The organism is Shigella sonnei, assembly GCF_002950395.1.
Taxonomy (GTDB): Bacteria; Pseudomonadota; Gammaproteobacteria; order Enterobacterales; family Enterobacteriaceae; genus ECMA0423.
The window spans coordinates 3,206,592-3,232,241 of record NZ_CP026802.1 but is presented as its reverse complement, the minus strand read 5'-3'; the positions used below and the strand labels follow the sequence as shown (position 1 = coordinate 3,232,241).

22 protein-coding genes and 3 tRNA genes are annotated in these 25,650 nt (G+C 53.6%); 21 read left to right on the top strand and 4 right to left on the bottom strand.

Annotated elements, in window-relative coordinates; genetic code table 11:
• Positions 1-150: 150 nt before the first annotated feature.
• From mscM to rsgA, 3 genes are all read right to left on the bottom strand, one after another.
• Positions 151-3,474: a miniconductance mechanosensitive channel MscM gene (mscM, locus tag C1P89_RS16785; RefSeq protein WP_001236857.1), complete on the bottom strand. Its 3,324-nt coding sequence runs from the start codon at positions 3,472-3,474 to the stop codon at positions 151-153.
• 21 nt (positions 3,475-3,495) lie between these two features.
• Entirely contained in the window at positions 3,496-4,464 is a 969-nt protein-coding gene (gene asd, locus C1P89_RS16780; protein WP_000934915.1) for an archaetidylserine decarboxylase, read from the bottom strand.
• A 96-nt stretch (positions 4,465-4,560) separates the two neighbouring features.
• The gene (gene rsgA, locus C1P89_RS16775; protein ID WP_000041970.1) at positions 4,561-5,613 is read right to left on the bottom strand and encodes a small ribosomal subunit biogenesis GTPase RsgA; all 1,053 of its coding nucleotides are present in this window, start codon (positions 5,611-5,613) and stop codon (positions 4,561-4,563) included.
• Between the two features lie 94 nt (positions 5,614-5,707).
• On the opposite strand from rsgA, the gene orn reads away from it, so the two are divergent.
• The 5 genes from orn to C1P89_RS16750 all read left to right on the top strand — a co-directional run bounded on the left by orn (position 5,708) and on the right by C1P89_RS16750 (position 7,170).
• Entirely contained in the window at positions 5,708-6,253 is a 546-nt protein-coding gene (orn, locus tag C1P89_RS16770; protein WP_001295188.1) for an oligoribonuclease, read from the top strand.
• A gap of 210 nt (positions 6,254-6,463) precedes the next feature.
• Positions 6,464-6,539, top strand: a tRNA-Gly gene (locus C1P89_RS16765).
• A gap of 157 nt (positions 6,540-6,696) precedes the next feature.
• Positions 6,697-6,772: transfer RNA gene (locus C1P89_RS16760), tRNA-Gly, on the top strand.
• Between the two features lie 35 nt (positions 6,773-6,807).
• Positions 6,808-6,883: transfer RNA gene (locus C1P89_RS16755), tRNA-Gly, on the top strand.
• A gap of 233 nt (positions 6,884-7,116) precedes the next feature.
• Positions 7,117-7,170 carry a hypothetical protein gene (locus C1P89_RS16750; RefSeq protein ID WP_010723271.1) on the top strand — a complete coding sequence of 18 codons (54 nt, stop codon included), beginning with the start codon at positions 7,117-7,119 and terminating at the stop codon, positions 7,168-7,170.
• Here the strand turns inward: C1P89_RS16750 and queG are convergent.
• Positions 7,153-8,292 (bottom strand): tRNA epoxyqueuosine(34) reductase QueG, encoded by a 1,140-nt coding sequence (gene queG / locus C1P89_RS16745; RefSeq protein ID WP_001294207.1) that lies wholly within the window; start codon positions 8,290-8,292, stop codon positions 7,153-7,155. The genes C1P89_RS16750 and queG overlap by 18 nt on opposite strands.
• Between queG and nnr the strand changes: the two genes are divergently transcribed.
• The 16 genes from nnr (at position 8,291) to C1P89_RS16665 (ending at position 25,650) form a co-directional block, all read left to right on the top strand.
• Positions 8,291-9,838, top strand: a complete 1,548-nt coding sequence (gene nnr / locus C1P89_RS16740) for a bifunctional ADP-dependent NAD(P)H-hydrate dehydratase/NAD(P)H-hydrate epimerase (RefSeq protein WP_011310347.1) — start codon at positions 8,291-8,293, stop codon at positions 9,836-9,838. The two genes, queG and nnr, sit on opposite strands and share 2 nt — an antisense overlap.
• Entirely contained in the window at positions 9,810-10,271 is a 462-nt protein-coding gene (gene tsaE, locus C1P89_RS16735; RefSeq protein ID WP_000981977.1) for a tRNA (adenosine(37)-N6)-threonylcarbamoyltransferase complex ATPase subunit type 1 TsaE, read from the top strand. The genes nnr and tsaE overlap by 29 nt, the downstream gene beginning before the upstream one ends.
• A gap of 18 nt (positions 10,272-10,289) precedes the next feature.
• Positions 10,290-11,627, top strand: coding sequence for an N-acetylmuramoyl-L-alanine amidase AmiB (gene amiB / locus C1P89_RS16730; protein WP_000990333.1), 1,338 nt, complete (start codon positions 10,290-10,292; stop codon positions 11,625-11,627).
• 9 nt (positions 11,628-11,636) lie between these two features.
• A complete protein-coding gene (gene mutL / locus C1P89_RS16725) occupies positions 11,637-13,484 on the top strand; it encodes a DNA mismatch repair endonuclease MutL (RefSeq protein WP_001122503.1) in 1,848 nt (615 codons plus the stop codon).
• A complete protein-coding gene (gene miaA, locus C1P89_RS16720) occupies positions 13,477-14,427 on the top strand; it encodes a tRNA (adenosine(37)-N6)-dimethylallyltransferase MiaA (RefSeq protein WP_001280345.1) in 951 nt (316 codons plus the stop codon). The genes mutL and miaA overlap by 8 nt, the downstream gene beginning before the upstream one ends.
• A gap of 85 nt (positions 14,428-14,512) precedes the next feature.
• Positions 14,513-14,821, top strand: a complete 309-nt coding sequence (hfq, locus tag C1P89_RS16715) for an RNA chaperone Hfq (protein WP_001051883.1) — start codon at positions 14,513-14,515, stop codon at positions 14,819-14,821.
• Positions 14,822-14,897: 76 nt separating this feature from the next.
• A complete protein-coding gene (hflX, locus tag C1P89_RS16710) occupies positions 14,898-16,178 on the top strand; it encodes a ribosome rescue GTPase HflX (RefSeq protein ID WP_000460360.1) in 1,281 nt (426 codons plus the stop codon).
• Positions 16,179-16,263: 85 nt separating this feature from the next.
• Positions 16,264-17,523: an FtsH protease activity modulator HflK gene (hflK, locus tag C1P89_RS16705; protein WP_000312488.1), complete on the top strand. Its 1,260-nt coding sequence runs from the start codon at positions 16,264-16,266 to the stop codon at positions 17,521-17,523.
• Positions 17,524-17,525: 2 nt separating this feature from the next.
• Positions 17,526-18,530 (top strand): protease modulator HflC, encoded by a 1,005-nt coding sequence (hflC, locus tag C1P89_RS16700; RefSeq protein WP_001232412.1) that lies wholly within the window; start codon positions 17,526-17,528, stop codon positions 18,528-18,530.
• 81 nt (positions 18,531-18,611) lie between these two features.
• A complete protein-coding gene (locus C1P89_RS16695; protein WP_001089295.1) occupies positions 18,612-18,809 on the top strand; it encodes a DUF2065 domain-containing protein in 198 nt (65 codons plus the stop codon).
• Between the two features lie 103 nt (positions 18,810-18,912).
• Positions 18,913-20,211, top strand: coding sequence for an adenylosuccinate synthase (gene purA, locus C1P89_RS16690; RefSeq protein ID WP_000527953.1), 1,299 nt, complete (start codon positions 18,913-18,915; stop codon positions 20,209-20,211).
• Between the two features lie 204 nt (positions 20,212-20,415).
• The gene (gene nsrR / locus C1P89_RS16685; RefSeq protein WP_001177639.1) at positions 20,416-20,841 is read left to right on the top strand and encodes a nitric oxide-sensing transcriptional repressor NsrR; all 426 of its coding nucleotides are present in this window, start codon (positions 20,416-20,418) and stop codon (positions 20,839-20,841) included.
• 38 nt (positions 20,842-20,879) lie between these two features.
• Positions 20,880-23,321, top strand: a complete 2,442-nt coding sequence (gene rnr, locus C1P89_RS16680; RefSeq protein ID WP_000076316.1) for a ribonuclease R — start codon at positions 20,880-20,882, stop codon at positions 23,319-23,321.
• A 179-nt stretch (positions 23,322-23,500) separates the two neighbouring features.
• Positions 23,501-24,232 carry a 23S rRNA (guanosine(2251)-2'-O)-methyltransferase RlmB gene (rlmB, locus tag C1P89_RS16675; protein WP_001293282.1) on the top strand — a complete coding sequence of 244 codons (732 nt, stop codon included), beginning with the start codon at positions 23,501-23,503 and terminating at the stop codon, positions 24,230-24,232.
• Positions 24,233-24,356: 124 nt separating this feature from the next.
• Positions 24,357-25,054, top strand: a protein-coding gene (locus C1P89_RS16670) for an IS1-like element IS1A family transposase (protein WP_094096600.1) whose coding sequence is annotated in 2 segments (ribosomal slippage) — positions 24,357-24,606 and positions 24,606-25,054 — 699 coding nt in all. Because the reading frame shifts where the segments join, the coding sequence is not laid out codon by codon here.
• Complete coding sequence (locus C1P89_RS16665; RefSeq protein ID WP_049800995.1) at positions 25,051-25,650, top strand: DUF1190 domain-containing protein; 600 nt, start codon at positions 25,051-25,053, stop codon at positions 25,648-25,650. Before C1P89_RS16670 ends, C1P89_RS16665 begins: the two co-directional genes overlap by 4 nt.

The window sequence follows — 25,650 nt, the reverse complement described above, 5'->3', positions numbered from 1 at the left end:
TCATATGAAATCCTGCAACTCATCGTCTCTCCGGCGATGAGTTGTCAGGAAGTAATGCGTATGGATGATACTCTCCAGGGCCGGTGATAACTGAAGATGATGTTAAGCTGCTAAATGAGCCACGTTGACATCATTTGGCAGCTTCATGCATTACAAACTTCCCGCCTGACGACCTTTGCCCGCAGACGTCAGCGTTCTCCCCGTTTGTTTACCGTTGAGGCTTTCCAGACGCATCTGGAAGGGCGGGAATGGCATATCGATACCGTGGGCATGGAAGCCAGCCAGAATCAGCTGGTGGATCTCATGGCGTAGCGGCATACGGTGACCCATCTCAGCGGCATAAATACGCAGCTCGAAAATCTGAATCCCTTGTTGCAGATCCACCAGGAAGACTTCCGGTGCCGGGTTGTCGATCACCAGCGAGCAGCGACGCGCTGCGGTGAGCAGGATTTCCGTCACTTCTTCACTGTTGGCATCAGCAGGGGCCGGAATCGTCAACACTACGCGCGTGACCGAGTCAGAGAGCGACCAGTTGATAAACTGCTCGGTAATAAACGCCTTGTTCGGCACGATTATCTCTTTACGGTCCCAGTCGCTGATGGTGGTGGCGCGGGTGTTAATTTTCGTCACGCTACCGGTGAGATCGCGAATTGTCACCGTATCGCCAATGCGAATCGGTTTTTCGAACAGGATAATCAGACCAGAGATAAAGTTGGCGAAAATTTCCTGCAAACCAAAACCGAGACCAACACCGAGCGCGGCGACCAGCCACTGCAATTTCGACCACTCAATACCAATCATCGAGAAGCCGACCAGCCCGCCAATCAGCATCAGCAGATATTTGGTGATGGTGGTGATGGCGTAGCCCGTACCCGGCGTTAAATCCAGGTGCTGCAAAATCGCCAGTTCCAGCAGCGCGGGCAGGTTGCGCACCAGCTGCGTGGTGATGATAAACACCAGAATGGCAATCAGCACCGCACCGAGGGTAATTGGCTCCAGACTTTCTACGCCCTGTACCGTGGAGGTGACATCCCACAGCGAAATATTTTCGAGGAAGCCGAAAGCGGAATGGATTTCTGACCACAGCACAATGACAGAAAGCAGGGCGATCAACATCAAAATTGAGCGCACCAGCCGCAAGGATTGCGCACTGATGGCATCGAGATCGACTTCGCTTTCATCGACTTCAATTGCTCCTTCCGGGCTACTGTGATGATGCGCTTCCTCTTCGCCACGCGCACGTTGCGCTAACATCTCTGCCCGGCGATGCTTCGCCCGGTCAAACGCCAGCCTGCGGCGCTGGATCAGCATCCAGCGGCGGATAACGTGATAAACCACCAGTAGCAGGAACCAGATGGCAACCGAGGTTTCAAGCCTCGCTAACAGCGCCTGTGCCGTTGCCAGATAACCCACAGCCGACGCCAGAATGGCAACCAACGGCGCGCCAATCATCATGTTCCACAGCATATGGTTGGTAATGTTGTCGCCGCTGCCTTCTTTGTTGAGATACAGCGGAATCCCGGCCTTTTTCAGGCTGAGGGTGACCACCGCCAGCGCACCGCAAATGAGGATAAAGCAAAGCCTTCCCAGCGAACCGGAGAATTCACGGTCGTCGAGGTTATCGAACATCATCAGCGCCATAATCAGCGGCACAATAAGCCCGATGCTCATCAGGTAGTAGCGCATCCCACGAGATACGCGTTCGCGCGGCCAGCCAAAATGAGCGATAAACAAGCCGTTCGGGCGGGCAAAGGTGGCGCAAATCATCACTACCCACAGCAGCGGCACGGTGGCCGTTACACCATCGCCAATCGCGACCGCCAGCGGATAAGGCCACGCCTCGCGCAAGCCGTAACCCAGCGTCATCCACAGCACCGGTAACGGTGACGCGACGAGAATCGACCAGAAAAGAGTGCGCAACGTCAGCCAGAAGTGATCCTGAGTCACTTTGCCAACTTTCGCCGCCGAACGTTCAAGAAAACGGGTGAAATAGCGGCGCGAGTAAATACTGCAACCGACCAGAATCAACGCGCCAAACAGCGGCAAAATTGTCTCTTTGCTGGTCAGCATCATCACACTGGCTTTGCCCAACTGACTGAAGGTGTCCAGCGAAATGAGACGACGCAGATCCTGGGCGATTTCCAGCGGCCAGGCGATGGTCATCGGGCGCACGTCAGAGGTCCAGAACAGATAGCGGTGCGTTGCTTCGTTCACCTCTTTCAGCGCATCCTCCAGTTGCCCGTTGGAGACTTTCAGCTTGGTCAGTTCCAATAGTAGCGTGTCGCCACCCTGCAACAATGAGTTCAGCAACTCACGCTGAGTGCGCAGTTGTGCTTCCAGAATACGGTTTTGCTCGGCGGTCAGCGGCTGACCGTCGGCCTGATGGATTTGCCGTAGCAGCGGCTGTTTATTAAGCAGATCCTCATAACGTAACCGTTGCACACGCAACTGCGCCATTTCGGTATCAAGCTGTTGTGGTTTTGGCATTTCTGGTAGCCGTGCCACCTGCGCTCGCAACGCTTCACCGAGCAGATTGGACGATCCCAGCCATTGCGACTGTTCACGCAGCGTATTCAACGCCTGCCGGACCTGTAACGTCTGGCTGGCAGCCTGACGCTGTTGCGAGGCAACGAGATCCATCCGCTGCGCCTGTTGATTCAGCGCTGCCGATAGTTCGCGGTTAATTTTGAATTGCGCGACGATATCTTTCGGCAAATCGGCACTGTTTTCTGCCAGTAATTCGGTACTTTCCAGCGCCCGCTCCGCCTCAAGCTGACGTTGGCTATTCAACTGATTACGTAAGGCCTGCAAATACGCATCCAGTTGCTGGCTCTCTTTTTCCGCAAGCTCTGAGCGTAAGCGCGCTAATTCTTGGCGGTTATTGGCAGACAGCTGCGCCAGCTCCAGTTCATCAACGAGCGCCTTAAGACGTGCAGAGTCAGACTGCAACGCGAAATTTTGTGCCTGATTGAGCGGAGTATTGCCGGTAAGCGTTCCCAGGCGGCGCTCGATCTCATTTAACTGACGGCGGGCGTCGGTTTGCTGTTGCGGCAGTTGATTCAGCGAATCGGCAATCTCGCGGGCGCGCTCCTGCTCTTGCTGGGCCTGACGGCTTTTATCCAGCAACTGGCTGCTGACCTGGAGAATTTCCTGATTCAGCGCGTCGGTAGACATTCCCGGCGACACGCTGCGCGGCTTGTCACGCATGTTGTTTAATTGTGCGCGCAGAGTAGCGGAGAGTTTCGGATAATTATCGATAACTTGCTGATATTGTTTGATGCGCTCAAGGGAACCTTTTCGTTCCTCAAGCGCATTTAAGGCAGACTGAAGCGCCTCTACGACTTCCGGCTGTGCGGGTTTCGCCGCTTTTGCCTGCTCCAGTTCCTGAGTGATTTGTTTGCTATCGGGGGCCGTCGCGGCGTACGCCCCCCAACTGAGGCACCAGGCCATCAGAAAAGTGATAATCAGGCGCACGTCAGCGTTTCCTTTGATGGATTAGACCTGGTCTTTTTTGTCGTCAACCAATGGGCTGGCGTCGTGTTCTGCTTCGATCTCTTCAGCAGGAAGCGGGGCAGGTTCAGCGTCTGGCGTAACAAAGGTTTCGGTAGATACTGCCAGCGGCTGGCAAATTTTCGTGACAGACAGGCTTTCCAGTTGCTCAACCAGATTCACTTTACCCGGTGCAAACAGGTTGATAACGGTGGAACCGAGTTTAAAGCGACCCATTTCCTGGCCTTTCAGCAGTGCCACAGAACCGTCGTTTTCCCCGGCAGGCCAGGTCCAGCGCTTGATGATACCTTCGCGCGGCGGCGTAATGGTGCCCGCCCAGACCGTCTCAATGCTGCCAACAATCGTCGCTCCGACCAGAATCTGCGCCATTGGGCCAAATTCGGTATCGAAAAGGCAAATCACGCGTTCGTTACGGGCAAACAGATTCGGCACGTTCTGAGCCGTGAGATGGTTAACGGAGAAGAGATCGCCCGGCACGTAGATCATCTCACGCAGAATACCGTTGCACGGCATGTGTACGCGGTGGTAGTCACGCGGGGAGAGGTAAGTGGTCACAAACGTACCGTTGCGGAACAGGTCCGCCATCAGATAGTTGCCTGCCAGCAGGGCTTCGAGGCTGTAGTTGTGGCCTTTGGCTTGCAGGATTTTATCTTCTTCGATTTTACCCAACTGGCTGATAACGCCATCGGCAGGCATGACCAGTACATTCGGATCGGTATCGATTGGGCGTACTTCGTCACGCAGCGGACGGACAAAGAATTCGTTAAAGGTGCGGTAGCTGGCGGTGTCCGGCTTTTGCGCCTCTTTCATGTCGACCTTGTAGTATTTAACGAACAGATCGATAACCAGTTTTGTCAACCATCCTGCCCGCTTGCTTGCGCCCCAACCCGCCAGGCGAGTAAGCCATAGTTTCGGCAGAATGTACTGTAGCGAAAGTTTAAATGAATTTAACAAGGTAGCCTCCAGGCCATTGTTTTGTCGTTCCTGATTCGGCCTACATGCCGGATCCTGAAAAAAAGGGGACGATTCTAACGACGGTTAGCTTAATTGTCAGTCATCCGTATCAGAAAAGTTTTTACGCGTTTTTACCTGCGCCATGCTTTCCAGAATACGGTGATAGTTTTCGAAACGGGTTTCCGCGATTTTCCCTTCCTCAACCGCTTCCCGGATAGCGCAGCCCGGATCGGTATCGTGTTTGCAATCGCGATATTTACACAGACCTAAATAGTCATGGAATTCGACAAAGCCCTGAGTGATTTGTTCCGGCTCCAGGTGCCAGAGGCCGAACTCACGCACACCAGGGGAATCAATCACATCACCGCCGTGCGGGAAGTGATACAGCCGAGCGGCGGTCGTGGTGTGCTGACCAAGCCCCGAGTTGTCAGAGACATCGTTGGTCAGGATCTCTTTTTGCAGCCCCAGCAACGCGTTCAGCAGGCTGGATTTGCCGACGCCAGACTGCCCGGCAAAAATGCTGATGCGCCCGGTCAACGCCTCTTCCAGCGGTTTTAGCCCATCCTGAGTATGGCTGGAAACCATCAATACGCGATAACCGATATTGCGGTAGATATCCATCTGCTCGTTGACGAACGCCATGCCTTCGTCGTCCAGCAGGTCTATCTTGTTGAGCACAATAATCGGCTCAATCTGCAAGGTTTCGCAGGCCACCAGGTAACGGTCGATAATATTGAGCGACAGCTCCGGCAAAATGGCGGAGACAATGACAATCTGGTCGATGTTGGCGGCAATAGGTTTTACGCCGTCGTAGAAATCCGGACGCGTCAACACCGAGGTACGCTCATGCACCGCTTCCACGATCCCTTTGACATTTACGCCTTCCGCCGCCGGTTTACCCGGACGCCAGACTACGCGGTCGCCGGTTACCAGCGAACGGATGGTACGGCGAATATTGCAGCGGTGAACGTCGCCATCGGCGGATTCCACATCAGCGTGCATACCAAAGCGGCTGATGACGATACCTTCATCAGGCTCGCCAAACAGATTGTCGTCGTAGTCGGGCTTCTCCTTAGACGTTTTAAGACGACGCTGGTGATTGGCGTTCACGCGGCGCTGCTGGCCTTTGGAGAGTTTATTTTTACTCAATCGTACTGACTCCTGGTCGCCCCTGATGGGCAAAACATCTATGATACACGCAATTGTGGATCAATATAGTCACTGTGAATGGGTGGAAAATAGCATGAGTGCCAATGAAAACAACCTGATTTGGATCGATCTTGAGATGACCGGTCTGGATCCCGAGCGCGATCGCATTATTGAGATTGCCACGCTGGTGACCGATGCCAATCTGAATATTCTGGCAGAAGGGCCGACCATTGCAGTACATCAGTCCGATGAACAGCTGGCGCTGATGGATGACTGGAACGTGCGCACCCATACCGCCAGCGGGCTGGTAGAGCGCGTGAAAGCGAGCACGATGGGCGATCGGGAAGCTGAACTGGCAACGCTCGAATTCTTAAAACAGTGGGTGCCTGCGGGAAAATCGCCGATTTGCGGTAACAGCATCGGACAGGACCGTCGTTTCCTGTTTAAATACATGCCGGAGCTGGAAGCCTACTTCCACTACCGTTATCTCGATGTCAGCACCCTGAAAGAGCTGGCGCGCCGCTGGAAGCCGGAAATTCTGGATGGTTTTACCAAGCAGGGGACGCATCAGGCAATGGATGATATCCGTGAATCGGTGGCGGAGCTGGCTTACTACCGCGAGCATTTTATCAAGCTGTAAAATTTTTCCTGGTCACGTAAGCGCCGGAATCCACTTGCGGCGGCGTGATTTTGACGCTAAATTGAACGTCTTGCTGATAATTTCAGCACTTGAGATAAAAACGCAAAAAAAACTTTTTTGGGGGGTTGCAGAGGGAAAGATTTCTCGTATAATGCGCCTCCCGTAACGACGCAGAAATGCGAAAATTACGAAAGCAAAATTAAGTAGTACGCGGGAATAGCTCAGTTGGTAGAGCACGACCTTGCCAAGGTCGGGGTCGCGAGTTCGAGTCTCGTTTCCCGCTCCAAAATTTGAAAAGTGCTGCAAAGCACAGACCACCCAATCGCAGTATTTCGAATTGCGACAAGGCGGCAACTGAACGAATCCTTGGGAACTTACAAAAGTATGTGACTAAGGTGAGTGAAGGCAGCCAAGGCAGTAGCGGTTCGAAAGACGAAGATTAAGCGGGAATAGCTCAGTTGGTAGAGCACGACCTTGCCAAGGTCGGGGTCGCGAGTTCGAGTCTCGTTTCCCGCTCCAAAATTTGAAAGTGCTGTAAGGCACAGACCACCCAAGCGGGAATAGCTCAGTTGGTAGAGCACGACCTTGCCAAGGTCGGGGTCGCGAGTTCGAGTCTCGTTTCCCGCTCCAAATTCTTCTCTCAATAAAATATCCACAGCGACGCGATGCGTTATTGCTGGTTTTTGTTGTCTCTGACAAACTCTTGTAAACAGAGTTATCCACATCCTCAGGCTGTAATCTTAATTTCAAAGAAACTTCGCACGGTGAATGGTATTTTTTTAACCTATTGATAAATAAGTTAAAAATCAAGATTCTGTTTTGTCGAGTCGATCACTTGACGATTTTATGCGTCTTGAATTGCAATGCGTTTTTATTTTTATTCACAAGCTGTGGATGAATCAGGCGTCACGCGGTAACCCTTTTTCAATCACCCGAACCAGACGCTGTTTTTTCGGCAATTGCACTTCGACTATGCACGCATTTCGTCTCTCGATTTGCTGCGCAATCGCCCACGCTATGTGCTCATCAAGAAGTGGGTGCTCACCTTTGCGACTCTCCAGCGCCGCCAGAATCGTTTCATCCCAGGGCGCATTGCCTAATGCCACGGCGATATTACGCAGCCAGCGCAGGTGACCTATACGGCGAATCGCCGATCCTTCCGTGACTTTTAAAAACTTCTCTTCGCTCCAGGCAAATAACTCAATGAGTTCCTGTGCGTGTAGCGGCTTACGCGGGCTGAAATCGTCTTCTGTAGTGAGTTGCGAATAGCGATTCCACGGGCAGATAAGCTGGCAGTCATCGCAACCGTAAATACGGTTTCCCATTAACGGTCGCAACTCTTCCGGGATCGCCCCTTCAAGTTCGATGGTGAGATAAGAGATACAGCGGCGAGCATCGACGGTATATGGCTCGACGATGGCACCGGTCGGGCAAATCGTCATACAGGCTATGCATTTACCGCATCCTTCCTCGACTGGTTGATCCACGGGCAGCGGAATATCGACCAGCAATTCGCCTAAAAAGAAGAAAGAACCGGCCTCGCGATTGAGGATAAGTGAGTGCTTACCTGTCCAGCCGAGCCCAGCTTTTTCAGCTAACGGGCGCTCGAGAATAGGCGCAGAATCGACAAACGGTCTAAAATTCAGCGAAACACAATGTTGCTGAATCATCTCGCCCAGCTTTTTGAGTCGGTTGCGCAGAAGTTTGTGATAGTCACGGCCCAGCGCATAACGGCTAACATAGCCGAGTTTGGGGTTTTTCAGCGTGCTGGCAAATGCGGCGTTAGCAGGAAGGTAATTCATCCGCACGCTGATTACACGCAGCGTACCTGGTAATAACTCATGGGGGCGAGCGCGCAGCATACCGTGACGTGCCATCCAGTCCATTTCGCCGTGGTATTGTTTGTCCAGCCATGCTTGCAGTTTGGGCTCGGACTCGCTGAGATCGGTATCGGTAATACCTACCTGCTGAAAGCCCAGTTCCAGCCCCCACTGTTTAATTTTTTGCGCTAACTGATTGAGATCGAGGGGCTCTGACATGACGGACCATACAATGAAGAAAAACCCCGTAAGTATACCACACACCGTCTGGTACGCCGACGATATCCGCCGCGGAGAACGCGAGGCGGCAGATGTGCTGGGGCTCACACTCTATGAGCTGATGCTTCGCGCTGGCGAGGCCGCATTCCAGGTGTGTCGTTCGGCGTATCCTGACGCCCGCCACTGGCTGGTGCTGTGCGGTCATGGTAATAACGGCGGCGATGGCTACGTGGTCGCGCGACTGGCCAAAGCGGTCGGCATTGAGGTCACGTTGTTGGCCCAGGAGAGCGACAAACCGTTGCCGGAAGAGGCCGCGCTGGCACGCGAAGCATGGTTAAACGCGGGTGGCGAGATCCATGCTTCGAATATTGTCTGGCCCGAATCGGTAGATCTGATTGTTGATGCGCTGCTCGGTACCGGCTTGCAGCAAGCGCCCCGCGAATCCATTAGCCAGTTAATCGACCACGCTAATTCCCATCCTGCGCCGATTGTGGCGGTTGATATCCCTTCCGGCCTGCTGGCTGAAACCGGCGCTACGCCAGGCGCAGTGATCAACGCCGATCACACCATCACTTTTATTGCGCTGAAACCAGGCTTGCTCACTGGAAAAGCGCGGGATGTTACAGGACAACTGCATTTTGACTCACTGGGGCTGGATAGCTGGCTGGCAGGTCAGGAGACGAAAATTCAGCGGTTTTCGGCAGAACAACTTTCTCACTGGCTGAAACCGCGTCGCCCGACTTCGCATAAAGGCGATCACGGGCGGCTGGTGATTATCGGTGGCGATCACGGCACGGCGGGGGCTATTCGTATGACGGGGGAAGCGGCGCTGCGTGCTGGTGCTGGTTTAGTCCGAGTACTGACCCGCAGTGAAAACATTGCGCCGCTGCTGACTGCACGACCGGAATTGATGGTGCATGAACTGACGATGGACTCTCTTACCGAAAGCCTGGAATGGGCCGATGTGGTGGTGATTGGTCCCGGTCTGGGCCAGCAAGAGTGGGGGAAAAAAGCACTGCAAAAAGTTGAGAATTTTCGCAAACCGATGTTGTGGGATGCCGATGCATTGAACCTGCTGGCAATCAATCCCGATAAGCGTCACAATCGCGTGATCACGCCGCATCCTGGCGAGGCCGCACGGTTGTTAGGCTGTTCCGTCGCTGAAATTGAAAGTGACCGCTTACATTGCGCCAAACGTCTGGTACAACGTTATGGCGGCGTAGCGGTGCTGAAAGGTGCCGGAACCGTGGTCGCCGCCCATCCTGACGCTTTAGGCATTATTGATGCCGGAAATGCAGGCATGGCGAGCGGCGGCATGGGCGATGTGCTCTCTGGTATTATTGGCGCATTGCTTGGGCAAAAACTGTCGCCGTATGATGCCGCCTGTGCGGGCTGTGTCGCGCACGGTGCGGCAGCTGACGTACTGGCGGCGCGTTTTGGAACGCGCGGGATGCTGGCAACCGATCTCTTTTCCACGCTACAGCGTATTGTTAACCCGGAAGTGACTGATAAAAACCATGATGAATCGAGTAATTCCGCTCCCTGATGAGCAGGCAACATTAGACCTGGGCGAGCGGGTAGCGAAAGCCTGCGATGGCGCAACCGTAATCTATCTGTATGGCGATTTAGGCGCAGGTAAAACCACCTTTAGCCGGGGTTTTTTACAAGCTCTGGGTCATCAGGGTAATGTCAAAAGCCCCACTTATACGCTGGTCGAACCCTATACGCTCGACAATTTAATGGTTTATCACTTTGATTTGTACCGCCTTGCCGATCCCGAGGAGCTGGAGTTTATGGGGATCCGCGATTATTTTGCCAACGATGCCATCTGCCTGGTGGAGTGGCCACAACAAGGTACAGGTGTTCTTCCTGACCCGGATGTCGAAATACACATTGATTATCAGGCACAAGGCCGTGAGGCGCGCGTGAGTGCGGTTTCCTCTGCGGGTGAATTGTTGCTGGCGCGTTTAGCCGGTTAACCTTTGAAAGGTGGCGGGATGATGTATCGCATCAGAAATTGGTTGGTAGCGACGCTGCTGCTGCTGTGCACGCCGGTGGGTGCCGCGACGCTCTCTGATATTCAGGTTTCTAACGGTAATCAACAGGCGCGGATAACGTTGAGTTTTATTGGCGATCCTGATTATGCGTTTAGCCATCAAAGCAAACGCACCGTGGCGCTCGATATCAAACAAACGGGCGTGATTCAGGGACTGCCGTTGTTGTTCAGCGGCAATAATCTGGTGAAGGCGATTCGCTCTGGAACGCCTAAAGATGCACAAACGCTACGGCTGGTGGTCGATCTTACCGAAAACGGTAAAACCGAAGCGGTGAAGCGGCAGAATGGCAGCAATTACACTGTCGTCTTTACGATTAACGCCGATGTGCCGCCACCGCCTCCTCCACCGCCCGTGGTTGCGAAACGCGTTGAAACGCCTGCGGTTGTCGCACCGCGCGTCAGCGAACCGGCGCGCAATCCGTTTAAAACGGAAAGTAACCGCACTACGGGTGTTATCAGCAGTAATACGGTAACGCGTCCGGCAGCGCGCGCGACGGCTAACACTGGCGATAAAATTATCATCGCTATTGATGCCGGACACGGCGGTCAGGACCCTGGCGCTATCGGCCCCGGTGGTACGCGGGAGAAAAATGTCACCATCGCCATCGCGCGTAAATTGCGCACTTTGCTCAATGACGATCCGATGTTTAAAGGCGTTTTAACCCGTGACGGGGATTACTTTATCTCGGTGATGGGGCGCAGCGATGTGGCACGTAAGCAAAACGCCAATTTCCTCGTGTCGATTCACGCTGATGCCGCACCGAACCGCAGTGCGACTGGCGCTTCCGTATGGGTGCTCTCTAACCGTCGCGCCAACAGCGAAATGGCCAGCTGGCTGGAGCAGCACGAGAAACAGTCGGAGCTGCTGGGTGGGGCGGGCGATGTGCTGGCGAACAGTCAGTCTGACCCCTATTTAAGCCAGGCGGTGCTGGATTTACAGTTCGGTCATTCCCAGCGGGTAGGGTATGATGTAGCGACCAGTATGATCAGTCAGTTGCAACGCATTGGCGAAATACATAAACGCCGACCAGAACACGCGAGTCTCGGCGTTCTGCGTTCGCCGGATATCCCGTCAGTACTGGTCGAAACCGGTTTTATCAGCAACAACAGCGAAGAACGTTTGCTGGCGAGCGACGATTACCAACAACAGCTGGCAGAAGCCATTTACAAAGGCCTGCGCAATTATTTCCTTGCGCATCCGATGCAATCTGCGCCGCAGGGGGCAACGGCACAAACTGCCAGTACGGTGACGACGCCAGATCGCACGCTGCCAAACTAAGGACGATTGATGCCAATTCAGGTCTTACCGCCACAACTGGCGAACCAGATTGCCGCAGGTGAGGTGGTCGAGCGACCTGCGTCGGTAGTCAAAGAACTGGTGGAAAACAGCCTCGATGCAGGTGCGACGCGTATCGATATTGATATCGAACGCGGTGGGGCGAAACTTATCCGCATTCGTGATAACGGCTGCGGTATCAAAAAAGATGAGCTGGCGCTGGCGCTGGCTCGTCATGCCACCAGTAAAATCGCCTCTCTGGACGATCTCGAAGCCATTATCAGCCTGGGCTTTCGCGGTGAGGCGCTGGCGAGTATCAGTTCGGTTTCCCGCCTGACGCTCACTTCACGCACCGCAGAACAGCAGGAAGCCTGGCAGGCCTATGCCGAAGGGCGCGATATGAACGTGACGGTAAAACCGGCGGCGCATCCTGTGGGGACGACGCTGGAGGTGCTGGATCTGTTCTACAACACCCCGGCGCGGCGCAAATTCCTGCGCACCGAGAAAACCGAATTTAACCACATTGATGAGATCATCCGCCGCATTGCGCTGGCGCGTTTCGACGTCACGATCAACCTGTCGCATAACGGTAAAATTGTGCGTCAGTACCGCGCAGTGCCGGAAGGCGGGCAAAAAGAACGGCGCTTAGGCGCGATTTGCGGCACCGCTTTTCTTGAACAAGCGCTGGCGATTGAATGGCAACACGGCGATCTCACGCTACGCGGCTGGGTGGCCGATCCAAATCACACCACGCCCGCACTGGCAGAAATTCAGTATTGCTACGTGAACGGTCGCATGATGCGCGATCGCCTGATCAATCACGCGATCCGCCAGGCCTGCGAAGACAAACTGGGGGCCGATCAGCAACCGGCATTTGTGCTGTATCTGGAGATCGATCCGCATCAGGTGGACGTCAACGTGCACCCCGCCAAACACGAAGTGCGTTTCCATCAGTCGCGTCTGGTGCATGATTTTATCTATCAGGGCGTGCTGAGCGTGCTACAACAGCAACTGGAAACGCCGCTACCGCTGGACGATGAACCCCAACCTGCACCGCGTTCCATTCCGGAAAACCGCGTGGCGGCGGGGCGCAATCACTTTGCAGAACCGGCAGCTCGTGAGCCGGTAGCTCCGCGCTACACTCCTGCGCCAGCATCAGGCAGTCGTCCGGCTGCCCCCTGGCCGAATGCGCAGCCAGGCTACCAGAAACAGCAAGGTGAAGTGTATCGCCAGCTTTTGCAAACGCCCGCGCCGATGCAAAAATTAAAAGCGCCGGAACCGCAGGAACCTGCACTTGCGGCGAACAGTCAGAGTTTTGGTCGGGTACTGACTATCGTCCATTCCGACTGTGCGTTGCTGGAGCGCGACGGCAACATTTCACTTTTAGCCTTGCCAGTGGCAGAACGTTGGCTGCGTCAGGTACAACTGACGCCGGGTGAAGCGCCAGTTTGCGCTCAGCCGCTGCTTATTCCGTTGCGGCTAAAAGTTTCTGGCGAAGAAAAATCGGCATTAGAAAAAGCGCAGTCTGCCCTGGCGGAATTGGGTATTGATTTCCAGTCAGATGCACAGCATGTGACCATCAGGGCCGTGCCTTTACCCTTACGCCAACAAAATTTACAAATCTTGATTCCTGAACTGATAGGCTACCTGGCGAAGCAGTCCGTATTCGAACCTGGCAATATTGCGCAGTGGATTGCACGAAATCTGATGAGCGAACATGCGCAGTGGTCAATGGCACAGGCCATAACCCTGCTGGCGGACGTGGAACGGTTATGTCCGCAACTTGTGAAAACGCCGCCGGGTGGTCTGTTACAATCTGTTGATTTACATCCGGCGATAAAAGCCCTGAAAGATGAGTGATATCAGTAAGGCGAGCCTGCCTAAGGCGATTTTTTTGATGGGGCCGACGGCCTCCGGTAAAACGGCGTTAGCCATTGAGCTGCGTAAAATTTTACCAGTAGAGTTGATAAGCGTTGATTCTGCCCTTATTTACAAAGGGATGGATATCGGGACGGCGAAGCCGAACGCTGAAGAGTTACTCGCCGCGCCGCACCGATTGCTGGATATTCGCGATCCGTCGCAGGCTTACTCGGCTGCTGATTTTCGCCGCGATGCGCTGGCGGAAATGGCCGATATCACCGCGGCGGGGCGGATCCCACTGTTAGTGGGCGGTACGATGTTGTATTTCAAGGCATTGCTGGAAGGGTTGTCGCCGCTACCGTCGGCAGACCCGGAAGTGCGGGCCAGAATTGAGCAACAGGCGGCAGAGCAAGGTTGGGAGTCATTGCATCGTCAACTTCAGGAGGTAGATCCGGTTGCGGCAGCAAGGATTCATCCAAATGATCCACAAAGGCTTTCCCGGGCACTGGAAGTTTTTTTCATTTCGGGTAAAACTTTAACGGAACTGACGCAAACGTCAGGAGACGCTCTACCGTATCAGGTGCATCAGTTCGCCATCGCCCCGGCGAGCCGTGAACTGCTCCATCAACGCATTGAGCAGCGTTTTCATCAGATGTTGGCTTCAGGTTTTGAAGCAGAAGTCCGGGCGCTTTTTGCCCGAGGAGATTTGCATACGGACTTGCCTTCCATTCGTTGCGTGGGTTATCGCCAGATGTGGTCTTACCTTGAAGGCGAAATCTCATACGATGAAATGGTTTATCGAGGTGTTTGCGCCACGAGACAGTTGGCGAAGCGGCAGATAACCTGGCTGCGTGGTTGGGAAGGGGTTCACTGGCTTGACAGTGAAAAACCAGAACAGGCGCGTGACGAAGTATTACAGGTTGTTGGTGCTATCGCAGGCTGAATGTGTACAATTGAGACGTATCGTGCGCAATTTTTTCAGAATCGAAAGGTTCAAAGTACAAATAAGCATATAAGGAAAAGAGAGAATGGCTAAGGGGCAATCTTTACAAGATCCGTTCCTGAACGCACTGCGTCGGGAACGTGTTCCAGTTTCTATTTATTTGGTGAATGGTATTAAGCTGCAAGGGCAAATCGAGTCTTTTGATCAGTTCGTGATCCTGTTGAAAAACACGGTCAGCCAGATGGTTTACAAGCACGCGATTTCTACTGTTGTCCCGTCTCGCCCGGTTTCTCATCACAGTAACAACGCCGGTGGCGGTACCAGCAGTAACTACCATCATGGTAGCAGCGCGCAGAATACTTCCGCGCAACAGGACAGCGAAGAAACCGAATAAGGTTTCGGGCTGTTTTTTTTACACGGGGAGCCAGCGATCCTGCGTTCCCCGCTGATCTATTTAGAGGGTTATACGCTTGTTTGACCGTTATGATGCTGGTGAGCAGGCGGTACTGGTACACATCTATTTTACGCAAGACAAAGATATGGAAGACCTCCAGGAGTTTGAATCTCTGGTCTCTTCCGCCGGTGTCGAAGCATTGCAGGTGATTACCGGTAGCCGTAAAGCGCCGCACCCAAAGTATTTTGTAGGTGAAGGTAAAGCAGTTGAAATTGCGGAAGCTGTCAAAGCGACGGGTGCTTCGGTCGTTCTTTTTGACCATGCCCTGAGCCCGGCGCAAGAGCGTAACCTGGAGCGTTTGTGCGAGTGTCGTGTTATCGACCGCACCGGCCTTATTTTAGATATTTTCGCCCAACGTGCGCGTACCCATGAGGGTAAGTTGCAGGTTGAGCTGGCGCAGCTGCGCCATCTGGCTACGCGCCTGGTGCGTGGCTGGACCCACCTTGAAAGACAGAAAGGCGGGATAGGTTTGCGTGGTCCGGGTGAAACCCAGCTCGAAACCGACCGTCGTTTGTTGCGTAATCGCATCGTGCAGATACAGTCGCGCCTAGAAAGAGTTGAAAAGCAGCGTGAGCAGGGGCGGCAATCGCGTATCAAAGCCGACGTTCCTACTGTTTCGCTGGTGGGATATACCAACGCCGGTAAATCTACCCTTTTCAATCGCATCACCGAAGCGCGGGTCTACGCGGCAGACCAGTTGTTTGCCACCCTCGACCCGACGTTGCGGCGTATTGACGTCGCGGATGTCGGTGAAACCGTACTTGCAGATACCGTAGGGTTTATTCGCCACCTGCCGCACGATCTGGTGGCAGCATTTAAAGCCACGTTACAAGAGACGCGGCAAGCCACATTACTGCTGCACGTCATTGATGCGGCGGATGTACGTGTACAAGAAAACATCGAAGCGGTGAATACGGTTCTTGAAGAGATCGACGCTCACGAGATCCCAACCCTGCTGGTGATGAACAAGATCGATATGCTGGAAGATTTCGAACCGCGTATTGATCGGGACGAAGAGAACAAACCGATCCGTGTCTGGCTTTCCGCACAGACCGGAGCGGGGATACCACAGCTTTTTCAGGCTTTGACGGAGCGGCTTTCCGGCGAGGTGGCGCAGCATACATTGCGTTTGCCGCCGCAGGAAGGACGTCTGAGAAGTCGTTTTTATCAGCTTCAGGCAATAGAAAAAGAGTGGATGGAGGAGGACGGCAGCGTAAGTCTGCAAGTTCGTATGCCGATCGTTGACTGGCGTCGCCTCTGTAAACAAGAACCGGCGTTGATCGATTACCTGATCTAACGGCGTAGCGTCTGAAGCGTGGAGTCATATCCTCTGGCGTCGAAAGACAACAGGGATCACCGCATAACAAATATGGAGCACAAACATGGCGTGGAATCAGCCCGGTAATAACGGACAAGACCGCGACCCGTGGGGAAGCAGCAAACCTGGCGGCAACTCTGAGGGAAATGGAAACAAAGGCGGTCGCGATCAAGGGCCACCTGATTTAGATGATATCTTCCGCAAACTGAGCAAAAAGCTCGGTGGTCTGGGCGGCGGTAAAGGCACCGGATCTGGCGGTGGCAGTTCATCGCAAGGCCCGCGCCCGCAGCTTGGCGGTCGTGTCGTTACCATCGCAGCGGCAGCGATTGTCATTATCTGGGCGGCCAGTGGTTTCTATACCATTAAAGAAGCCGAACGCGGCGTGGTAACACGCTTTGGTAAATTCAGCCATCTGGTTGAGCCGGGTCTGAACTGGAAACCGACGTTTATCGACGAAGTCAAACCGGTGAACGTGGAAGCCGTGCGTGAACTGGCCGCTTCTGGTGTGATGCTGACGTCGGACGAGAACGTAGTGCGCGTTGAGATGAACGTGCAGTACCGCGTCACCAATCCGGAAAAATATCTGTATAGCGTGACCAGCCCGGATGACAGCCTGCGTCAGGCTACCGACAGCGCCCTGCGTGGAGTTATCGGTAAATACACCATGGACCGCATTCTGACGGAAGGTCGTACCGTGATTCGTAGCGATACTCAGCGCGAACTGGAAGAGACTATCCGTCCGTATGACATGGGTATCACTCTGCTGGACGTCAACTTCCAGGCAGCTCGTCCGCCGGAAGAAGTAAAAGCGGCGTTTGACGATGCGATTGCCGCGCGTGAAAACGAACAGCAATACATTCGTGAAGCAGAAGCGTATACCAACGAAGTTCAGCCGCGTGCGAACGGTCAGGCGCAACGTATCCTCGAAGAGGCGCGTGCGTACAAGGCCCAGACCATCCTGGAAGCTCAGGGTGAAGTGGCGCGCTTTGCTAAACTTCTGCCGGAATATAAAGCCGCGCCGGAAATTACTCGCGAGCGTCTGTATATCGAGACGATGGAAAAAGTGTTGGGTAACACCCGCAAAGTGCTGGTTAACGATAAAGGTGGCAACCTGATGGTTCTGCCGTTAGACCAGATGCTGAAAGGCGGTAACGCCCCTGCGGCGAAGAGCGATAACGGTGCCAGCAATCTGCTGCGTCTGCCGCCAGCCTCTTCCTCCACAACCAGTGGAGCAAGCAACACGTCGTCCACCAGTCAGGGCGATATTATGGACCAACGCCGCGCCAACGCGCAGCGTAACGACTACCAGCGTCAGGGGGAATAACGATGCGTAAGTCAGTTATCGCGATTATCATCATCGTGCTGGTAGTGCTTTACATGTCTGTCTTTGTCGTCAAAGAAGGTGAGCGCGGTATTACGCTGCGTTTTGGTAAGGTACTGCGTGACGATGACAACAAACCTCTGGTTTATGAGCCGGGTCTGCATTTCAAGATACCGTTCATTGAAACGGTGAAAATGCTCGACGCACGTATTCAGACCATGGACAACCAGGCCGACCGCTTTGTGACCAAAGAGAAGAAAGACCTGATCGTCGATTCTTACATCAAATGGCGCATCAGCGATTTCAGCCGTTACTACCTGGCAACGGGTGGTGGCGACATTTCGCAAGCGGAAGTGCTGTTGAAACGTAAGTTCTCTGACCGTCTGCGTTCTGAAATTGGTCGCCTGGACGTGAAAGACATCGTCACCGATTCCCGTGGTCGTCTGACCCTCGAAGTACGTGACGCGCTGAACTCCGGTTCTGCGGGTACAGAAGATGAAGTTACTACCCCGGCGGCAGATAACGCCATTGCCGAAGCGGCAGAGCGCGTAACGGCTGAGACGAAGGGCAAAGTTCCGGTCATCAACCCGAACAGTATGGCGGCGCTGGGTATTGAAGTTGTCGATGTGCGTATCAAGCAGATCAACCTGCCGACCGAAGTGTCTGAAGCGATCTACAACCGTATGCGCGCCGAGCGTGAAGCGGTAGCGCGTCGTCACCGTTCACAAGGTCAGGAAGAAGCGGAAAAACTGCGCGCGACTGCCGACTATGAAGTGACCAGAACGCTGGCAGAAGCTGAGCGTCAGGGCCGCATCATGCGTGGTGAAGGCGATGCCGAAGCAGCCAAACTGTTTGCTGATGCATTCAGTAAAGATCCGGACTTCTACGCATTCATCCGTAGCCTGCGTGCTTATGAGAACAGCTTCTCTGGCAATCAGGACGTGATGGTCATGAGCCCGGATAGCGATTTCTTCCGCTACATGAAGACGCCGACTTCCGCAACGCGTTAATATAACGACTGCGGTACAGGTCAATAAAGCCACCGCATCCTCAGGGATGTCGGTGGTTTTCTTTTTCTATAAGGATAATGAATGAATTCGACAATCTGGCTGGCGCTTGCCCTGGTTTTGGTACTGGAAGGTTTAGGGCCGATGCTTTACCCGAAGGCATGGAAGAAGATGATCTCTGCGATGACCAATTTGCCCGATAATATTTTACGTCGTTTTGGCGGTGGACTTGTGGTTGCGGGCGTTGTGGTCTACTACATGTTGAGGAAAACGATTGGCTGAACAAAAAACAGACTGATCGAGGTCATTTTTGAGTGCAAAAAGTGCTGTAACTCTGAAAAAGCGATGGTAGAATCCATTTTTAAGCAAACGGTGATTTTGAAAAATGGGTAACAACGTCGTCGTACTGGGCACCCAATGGGGTGACGAAGGTAAAGGTAAGATCGTCGATCTTCTGACTGAACGGGCTAAATATGTTGTACGCTACCAGGGCGGTCACAACGCAGGCCATACTCTCGTAATCAACGGTGAAAAAACCGTTCTCCATCTTATTCCATCAGGTATTCTCCGCGAGAATGTAACCAGCATCATCGGTAACGGTGTTGTGCTGTCTCCGGCCGCGCTGATGAAAGAGATGAAAGAACTGGAAGACCGTGGCATCCCCGTTCGTGAGCGTCTGCTGCTGTCTGAAGCATGTCCGCTGATCCTTGATTATCACGTTGCGCTGGATAACGCGCGTGAGAAAGCGCGTGGCGCGAAAGCGATCGGCACCACCGGTCGTGGTATCGGGCCTGCTTATGAAGATAAAGTAGCACGTCGCGGTCTGCGTGTTGGCGACCTTTTCGACAAAGAAACCTTCGCTGAAAAACTGAAAGAAGTGATGGAATATCACAACTTCCAGTTGGTTAACTACTACAAAGCTGAAGCGGTTGATTACCAGAAAGTTCTGGATGATACGATGGCTGTTGCCGACATCCTGACTTCTATGGTGGTTGACGTTTCTGACCTGCTCGACCAGGCGCGTCAGCGTGGCGATTTCGTCATGTTTGAAGGTGCGCAGGGTACGCTGCTGGATATCGACCACGGTACTTATCCGTACGTAACTTCTTCCAACACCACTGCTGGTGGCGTGGCGACCGGTTCCGGCCTGGGCCCGCGTTATGTTGATTATGTTCTGGGTATCCTCAAAGCTTACTCAACTCGTGTAGGTGCAGGTCCGTTCCCGACCGAACTGTTTGATGAAACTGGCGAGTTCCTCTGCAAGCAGGGTAACGAATTCGGCGCAACTACGGGTCGTCGTCGTCGTACCGGCTGGCTGGACACCGTTGCCGTTCGTCGTGCGGTACAGCTGAACTCCCTGTCTGGCTTCTGCCTGACCAAGCTGGACGTTCTGGATGGCCTGAAAGAGGTTAAACTCTGCGTGGCTTACCGTATGCCGGATGGTCGCGAAGTGGCTACCACTCCGCTGGCAGCTGACGACTGGAAAGGTGTAGAGCCGATTTACGAAACCATGCCGGGCTGGTCTGAATCCACTTTCGGCGTGAAAGATCGTAGCGGCCTGCCGCAGGCGGCGCTGAACTACATCAAGCGTATTGAAGAGCTGACCGGTGTGCCGATCGATATCATCTCTACCGGTCCGGATCGTACTGAAACCATGATTCTGCGCGATCCGTTCGACGCGTAATTCTGGTACGCCTGGCAGATATTTTGCCTGCCGGGCTAACAGTGTGATACATTGCTGTGTCGGTTAAGCCATTACGCTATCCGACACAGTGTTAAATCCTCGCTTTTTTCCTTCCCCGAACTGAAATAAATTAGCGACACAGCTTGTGGCTGGTTTATCATCAATATAAATGTATTTTTTCCCGATTTCCCTTTTGAGGTTGATGTGCAGTTAACGAGTTTCACTGATTACGGATTACGTGCGCTGATCTACATGGCGTCATTGCCAGAAGGGCGGATGACCAGTATTTCTGAAGTGACTGACGTCTACGGCGTCTCCCGTAATCATATGGTCAAAATAATCAATCAACTTAGTCGTGCCGGCTACGTGACTGCTGTTCGTGGAAAAAATGGCGGCATTCGCCTGGGTAAACCGGCGAGTGCGATACGTATTGGTGATGTGGTGCGCGAGCTGGAGCCCTTATCGCTGGTGAATTGCAGCAGTGAGTTTTGCCACATTACACCTGCCTGTCGGTTGAAACAGGCGCTTTCTAAGGCCGTGCAAAGTTTTCTTACGGAACTGGATAACTACACGCTTGCCGATTTGGTTGAAGAGAATCAACCGCTTTATAAATTATTGCTGGTGGAGTGACGAAAATCTTCATCAGAGATGACAACGGAGGAACCGAGATGTCACAAGATCCTTTCCAGGAACGCGAAGCTGAAAAATACGCGAATCCCATCCCTAGTCGGGAATTTATCCTCGAACATTTAACCAAACGTGAAAAACCGGCCAGCCGTGATGAGCTGGCGGTAGAACTGCACATTGAAGGCGAAGAGCAGCTTGAAGGCCTGCGTCGCCGCCTGCGCGCGATGGAGCGCGATGGTCAACTGGTCTTCACTCGTCGTCAGTGCTATGCGCTGCCGGAACGCCTCGACCTGGTGAAAGGTACCGTTATTGGCCACCGTGATGGCTACGGCTTTCTGCGGGTTGAAGGGCGTAAAGATGATTTGTATCTCTCCAGCGAGCAGATGAAAACCTGTATTCATGGCGATCAGGTGCTGGCGCAGCCGCTGGGTGCTGACCGTAAAGGTCGTCGTGAAGCGCGTATTGTCCGCGTACTGGTGCCAAAAACCAGCCAGATTGTTGGTCGCTACTTTACCGAAGCGGGCGTCGGCTTTGTGGTTCCTGACGATAGCCGTCTGAGCTTCGATATCTTAATCCCGCCCGATCAGATCATGGGCGCGCGGATGGGCTTTGTGGTCGTAGTCGAACTGACTCAGCGTCCGACTCGCCGCACCAAAGCGGTGGGTAAAATCGTCGAAGTGCTGGGCGACAATATGGGCACCGGCATGGCGGTTGATATCGCTCTGCGTACCCATGAAATTCCGTATATCTGGCCGCAGGCTGTTGAGCAACAGGTTGCGGGGCTGAAAGAAGAAGTGCCGGAAGAAGCAAAAGCGGGCCGTGTCGATTTGCGCGATTTACCGCTGGTCACCATTGATGGCGAAGACGCCCGTGACTTTGACGATGCAGTTTACTGCGAGAAAAAACGCGGCGGCGGCTGGCGTTTATGGGTCGCGATTGCCGACGTCAGCTACTATGTGCGTCCGCCAACGCCGCTGGACAGAGAAGCGCGTAACCGTGGCACGTCGGTGTACTTCCCTTCGCAGGTTATCCCGATGCTGCCGGAAGTGCTCTCTAACGGCCTGTGTTCGCTCAACCCGCAGGTAGACCGCCTGTGTATGGTGTGCGAGATGACGGTTTCGTCGAAAGGCCGCCTGACGGGCTACAAATTCTACGAAGCGGTGATGAGCTCTCACGCGCGTCTGACCTACACCAAAGTCTGGCATATTCTGCAGGGCGATCAGGATCTGCGCGAGCAGTACGCCCCGCTGGTTAAGCATCTCGAAGAGTTGCATAACCTCTATAAAGTGCTGGATAAAGCCCGTGAAGAACGCGGTGGGATCTCATTTGAGAGCGAAGAAGCGAAGTTCATTTTCAACGCTGAACGCCGTATTGAACGTATCGAACAGACCCAGCGTAACGACGCGCACAAATTAATTGAAGAGTGCATGATTCTGGCGAATATCTCGGCGGCGCGTTTCGTTGAGAAAGCGAAAGAACCGGCACTGTTCCGTATTCACGACAAGCCGAGCACCGAAGCGATTACCTCTTTCCGTTCAGTGCTGGCGGAGCTGGGGCTGGAGCTGCCGGGTGGTAACAAGCCGGAACCGCGTGACTACGCGGAACTGCTGGAGTCGGTTGCCGACCGTCCTGATGCAGAAATGCTGCAAACCATGCTGCTGCGCTCGATGAAACAGGCGATTTACGATCCAGAAAACCGTGGTCACTTTGGCCTGGCATTGCAGTCCTATGCGCACTTTACTTCGCCGATTCGTCGTTATCCTGACCTGACGCTGCACCGCGCCATTAAGTATCTGCTGGCGAAAGAGCAGGGGCATCAGGGCAACACCACTGAAACCGGCGGCTACCATTATTCGATGGAAGAGATGTTGCAACTGGGTCAGCACTGTTCGATGGCGGAACGTCGTGCCGACGAAGCAACGCGCGATGTCGCTGACTGGCTGAAGTGTGACTTCATGCTCGACCAGGTAGGTAACGTCTTTAAAGGCGTAATTTCCAGCGTCACTGGCTTTGGCTTCTTCGTCCGTCTGGACGACTTGTTCATTGATGGTCTGGTCCATGTCTCTTCGCTGGACAATGACTACTATCGCTTTGACCAGGTAGGGCAACGCCTGATGGGGGAATCCAGCGGCCAGACTTATCGCCTGGGCGATCGCGTGGAAGTTCGCGTCGAAGCGGTTAATATGGACGAGCGCAAAATCGACTTTAGTCTGATCTCCAGTGAACGCGCACCGCGCAACGTCGGTAAAACGGCGCGCGAGAAAGCGAAAAAAGGCGATGCAGGCAAAAAAGGCGGCAAGCGTCGTCAGGTCGGTAAAAAGGTAAACTTTGAGCCAGACAGCGCCTTCCGCGGTGAGAAAAAAACGAAGCCGAAAGCGGCGAAGAAAGACGCGAGAAAAGCGAAAAAGCCATCGGCGAAAACGCAGAAAATAGCCGCAGCGACCAAAGCGAAGCGTGCGGCGAAGAAAAAAGTGGCAGAGTGATCAATACCCTCTTTAAAAGAAGAGGGTTAGATTGCTGACAAAATGCGCTTTGTTCATGCCGGATGCGGCGTGAACGCCTTATCCGGCCTACATAATCACGCAAATTCAATATATTGCAGAGATCATGTAGGCCGGATAAACGTAGTGCATCAGGCAAAACGTAAACAACGAGTACATTAATGAGCGAAATGATTTACGGCATCCACGCAGTGCAGGCCCTGCTGGAGCGCGCCCCTGAACGTTTTCAGGAAGTCTTTATTTTAAAAGGCCGTGAAGATAAACGTCTGTTACCGCTGATTCACGCCCTTGAGTCTCAGGGCGTGGTTATCCAGTTGGCAAACCGCCAATATCTCGACGAGAAAAGCGACGGTGCCGTGCATCAGGGCATTATCGCCCGCGTGAAGCCAGGACGTCAGTATCAGGAAAACGATCTGCCGGATCTGATCGCTTCGCTCGATCAACCGTTCCTGCTGATCCTCGACGGTGTAACCGATCCGCACAACCTCGGCGCGTGCCTGCGTAGCGCGGACGCTGCTGGCGTTCACGCGGTGATTGTGCCGAAAGATCGCTCCGCACAGCTCAACGCTACGGCGAAAAAAGTAGCCTGCGGCGCGGCAGAAAGCGTTCCACTGATTCGGGTGACTAACCTTGCGCGCACCATGCGTATGTTGCAGGAAGAGAATATCTGGATCGTCGGTACGGCAGGCGAGGCGGATCATACACTCTATCAGAGCAAAATGACCGGACGCTTGGCGCTGGTGATGGGCGCGGAAGGTGAAGGTATGCGTCGCCTGACCCGTGAACATTGCGATGAGTTGATCAGCATCCCAATGGCAGGAAGTGTTTCTTCCCTGAACGTTTCGGTTGCAACCGGAATTTGCTTATTTGAAGCGGTTCGTCAGCGCAGCTAGTTCGTCTGAATTATGAAAAGCCATCCAGATTTGGATGGTTTTTTTGTCTATAGCTGGTAAGATAATTACGGTGATGCTGCCAACTTACTGATTTAGTGTATGATGGTGTTTTTGAGGTGCTCCAGTGGCTTCTGTTTCTATCAGCTGTCCCTCCTGTTCAGCTACTGACGGGGTGGTGCGTAACGGCAAAAGCACTGCCGGACATCAGCGCTATCTCTGCTCTCACTGCCGTAAAACATGGCAACTGCAGTTCACTTACACCGCTTCTCAACCCGGTACGCACCAGAAAATCATTGATATGGCCATGAATGGCGTTGGATGCCGGGCAACTGCACGCATTATGGGCGTTGGCCTCAACACGATTTTACGTCACTTAAAAAACTCAGGCCGCAGTCGGTAACCTCGCGCATACAGCCGGGCAGTGACGTCATCGTCTGCGCGGAAATGGACGAACAGTGGGGCTATGTCGGGGCTAAATCGCGCCAGCGCTGGCTGTTTTACGCGTATGACAGTCTCCGGAAGACGGTTGTTGCGCACGTATTCGGTGAACGCACTATGGCGACGCTGGGGCGTCTTATGAGCCTGCTGTCACCCTTTGACGTGGTGATATGGATGACGGATGGCTGGCCGCTGTATGAATCCCGCCTGAAGGGAAAGCTGCACGTAATCAGCAAGCGATATACGCAGCGAATTGAGCGGCATAACCTGAATCTGAGGCAGCACCTGGCACGGCTGGGACGGAAGTCGCTGTCGTTCTCAAAATCGGTGGAGCTGCATGACAAAGTCATCGGGCATTATCTGAACATAAAACACTATCAATAAGTTGGAGTCATTACCGCATTGGTAGACCGAATAATCCTTTTGAACCGCGTCGCAATCGCTACGCACAAAAATACTTAACGTTGGCGCTAATGGGCGGTGCCGCTTTTTTCGTATTGAAAGGTTGTGGCGATAGTAGCGATGTCGATAACGACGGCGACGGAACGTTTTACGCGACAGTGCAGGATTGTATTGATGACGGTAATAATGCCGACATTTGCGCGCGTGGCTGGAACAACGCCAAAACGGCATTTTATGCCGATGTTCCGAAGAATATGACTCAGCAGAACTGTCAGTCTAAGTACGAAAATTGCTACTACGACAATGTTGAACAGAGTTGGATCCCGGTCGTTTCTGGATTTTTGTTAAGCCGGGTTATTCGTAAAGATCGCGATGAGCCGTTCGTCTATAACAGCGGCGGATCCTCATTTGCTTCCCGCCCCGTCTGGCGCAACACTTCCGGTGATTACTCCTGGCGCTCCGGTTCTGGCAAAAAAGAGTCTTACTCTTCAGGCGGCTTTACCACCAAAAAAGCGTCAACCGTTTCGCGCGGCGGCTATGGTCGTTCTTCCAGCGCCCGTGGGCATTGGGGAGGCTAA

What these genes read in the sequence shown, in the direction of transcription:
- orn (WP_001295188.1), top strand. Translation starts at nt 5,708, where the DNA reads ATGAGTGCCAATGAAAACAACCTGATTTGGATCGATCTTGAGATGACC.
- nnr (WP_011310347.1), top strand. Translation starts at nt 8,291, where the DNA reads ATGACGGACCATACAATGAAGAAAAACCCCGTAAGTATACCACACACC.
- queG (WP_001294207.1), bottom strand. Translation starts at nt 8,292, where the DNA reads ATGTCAGAGCCCCTCGATCTCAATCAGTTAGCGCAAAAAATTAAACAG.
- tsaE (WP_000981977.1), top strand. Translation starts at nt 9,810, where the DNA reads ATGATGAATCGAGTAATTCCGCTCCCTGATGAGCAGGCAACATTAGAC.
- amiB (WP_000990333.1), top strand. Translation starts at nt 10,290, where the DNA reads ATGATGTATCGCATCAGAAATTGGTTGGTAGCGACGCTGCTGCTGCTG.
- mutL (WP_001122503.1), top strand. Translation starts at nt 11,637, where the DNA reads ATGCCAATTCAGGTCTTACCGCCACAACTGGCGAACCAGATTGCCGCA.
- miaA (WP_001280345.1), top strand. Translation starts at nt 13,477, where the DNA reads ATGAGTGATATCAGTAAGGCGAGCCTGCCTAAGGCGATTTTTTTGATG.
- hfq (WP_001051883.1), top strand. Translation starts at nt 14,513, where the DNA reads ATGGCTAAGGGGCAATCTTTACAAGATCCGTTCCTGAACGCACTGCGT.
- hflK (WP_000312488.1), top strand. Translation starts at nt 16,264, where the DNA reads ATGGCGTGGAATCAGCCCGGTAATAACGGACAAGACCGCGACCCGTGG.
- hflC (WP_001232412.1), top strand. Translation starts at nt 17,526, where the DNA reads ATGCGTAAGTCAGTTATCGCGATTATCATCATCGTGCTGGTAGTGCTT.
- C1P89_RS16695 (WP_001089295.1), top strand. Translation starts at nt 18,612, where the DNA reads ATGAATTCGACAATCTGGCTGGCGCTTGCCCTGGTTTTGGTACTGGAA.
- purA (WP_000527953.1), top strand. Translation starts at nt 18,913, where the DNA reads ATGGGTAACAACGTCGTCGTACTGGGCACCCAATGGGGTGACGAAGGT.
- rnr (WP_000076316.1), top strand. Translation starts at nt 20,880, where the DNA reads ATGTCACAAGATCCTTTCCAGGAACGCGAAGCTGAAAAATACGCGAAT.
- rlmB (WP_001293282.1), top strand. Translation starts at nt 23,501, where the DNA reads ATGAGCGAAATGATTTACGGCATCCACGCAGTGCAGGCCCTGCTGGAG.